General features: G+C 42.3%; 3 protein-coding genes. All 3 read right to left on the bottom strand.

Features of this window, described 5'->3' with window-relative positions:
* Window positions 1–158, bottom strand: a 158-nt coding sequence (locus ABZB17_RS22335) for a PhnA domain-containing protein (protein ID WP_372653863.1), incomplete at its 3' end; no start/stop codon positions are given.
* Complete coding sequence (locus tag ABZB17_RS22330) at window positions 155–574, bottom strand: hypothetical protein (protein ID WP_372653861.1); 420 nt, start codon at window positions 572–574, stop codon at window positions 155–157. The genes ABZB17_RS22330 and ABZB17_RS22335, both read right to left, overlap by 4 nt.
* 112 nt (window positions 575–686) lie before the next feature.
* On the bottom strand, window positions 687–1688 hold the full coding sequence (trpS, locus tag ABZB17_RS22325) for a tryptophan--tRNA ligase (RefSeq protein WP_319500671.1): 1002 nt from the start codon (window positions 1686–1688) through the stop codon (window positions 687–689).
* Window positions 1689–1991 lie beyond the last annotated feature (303 nt).

The raw sequence follows: 1991 nt of genomic DNA, 5'->3' as shown, positions 1-1991 counted from the left end.
TAATTCTTCTTCACATATTGAGTAAGAATAACGATATGCTGGCCATTTACTTTTCCTTCAATATGTTCCGGGTTATCGTGTACCAGCGAAATATTACGAACGGCAGTTCCGCGTTTCGCAGTAAATCCGCCACCTTTAACGTTCAGGTCTTTTATCAATACAACCGTATCGCCTGCCTGTAAACAGCGCCGTTACTATCGAGGTGTTTTACCACATCATCCGGATCAATTCCTTCGCCGGTTGCCTCAGCCCACTCCTGCGTTTCTTCGTCGAGGTAAAGCATATCGAGCAGGTCTTGCGGCCAGCCTTCAGCTTTTAAACGGTTCAACATTCTCCAGGCCACCACCTGAACAGCAGGTACTGTGCTCCACATACTGTCATTCAAACAGCGCCAGTGGTTGGCATCCATCGTCTCCGGATCGTTGATCTGACCCGAGCAGGTTGCACAAATATAAATACTGTCTTTTTCGCTTTCCTGTGTTGCCGGCGGTACGGTAAAAACACCCAGGTTATCTTCCGATCCGCATAATTCACAAACCGAAGTGCGTTTTTGCAATTCTCTTTCTATACTCATTTTGATTGTTCTTGTCATTTCGATCAGTCGATTGACGGAGAGACATCTTTTACATTAATAAACAGATTTCTCCTCCTTCGTCGTCGAAATGACAATTTATTTAATGTTCTTCCTAAAACAGTTTCTTAAAACCGATTACATCCTTCACTTCCTGCAATGTTTTTGCAGCTGACTCCTGAGCTTTTTCGGCACCCATTTTAGCCACTTTTGCCAGGTAAGCATCATCTTGCAGAATATCAATAATACGCTCGCGGATTGGAGATGTGTAGGCAATAATATCTTCGGCCAGTTGTTTTTTCAAATCGCCGTAACGGATTTCGCATTTGTTGTACAACTCATCGAAATGCGCCACTGTATCAGGTGTGGAAACAATATCCAAAAGCGTAAATAAGTTCTGAACAGCTTCCGGTTTTTCCTGATTCATTTCTGTTGGGCCTGAGTCGGTAACCGCACGCATCACTTTCTTACGGATCGATTTTGGATCTTCATATAAGTTAATGGCATTACCTTCCGATTTTCCCATTTTTCCGCTACCATCCAATCCCGGAACCTTAATCATGTCGCCGCCACCAAAGGTATACGGACGAGGAATAGGGAAAACATCGGTTTTGTACATGCGGTTAAAACGTTTGGCAAATTTGCGCGCCATCTCCAGGTTTTGCTCCTGGTCTTTTCCAACCGGTACAAAATGTGCTTTATGAATAATGATATCCGAAGCCATTAAAACGGGATAGGTCAGCAGTCCGGCATTTACGTTATCCGGATTCTGACGGGCTTTATCTTTGAACGACGTTGTACGCTCCAACTCGCCCAAATAGGCATTCATATTTAATAACGCATACAATTCCGAAACCTCAGGAACATCACTCTGAATGAATATCGTTGATTTTTCAGGATCGATTCCACAAGCCAAATATTCGGCAAGCACCTGACGCACACCCGACTGCAAATTCTCAGGCGTTGGGTGCGTGGTTAACGAGTGAATATCAGCAATAAAAAAGTAGCAGTTAAAATCGTCCTGCATTTTTAAGAAGTTTTGCACGGCTCCAAAATAGTTTCCGAGGTGCAAATATCCTGTCGGTCGTATACCGCTAACAACTGTCGGTTTATTCATTTTTCTTTTTTGCTAAGCGCCATGCGCATAACGCAAAGCGTGATAATTTTTTAAGTGAGTGCAAAAATAGAGATTCGTATGGAAAGTAAAAAAATAAAATTCGTTGCGGTTAAAAAATTAATACAGAAGGGGCTGTATTGGCTTTAAATCTCCATTATTAAGCATTAGTGTCCGGTAAAAATTTACCGGGCAGTACATTTTAAAGAACCACCCGGCATGTCTACTTTTGAGTTACCACACCAAAAAGTTAGACATGGGTAAAAATACAATTTTTAGCGGACAGCCTATATTTAATCAGCTGTT

This window comes from Draconibacterium sp. (assembly GCF_041583095.1).
In the GTDB taxonomy this organism is placed as follows: Bacteria; Bacteroidota; Bacteroidia; order Bacteroidales; family Prolixibacteraceae; genus Draconibacterium.
This window is presented reverse-complemented; position numbering and strand designations above follow the sequence as displayed.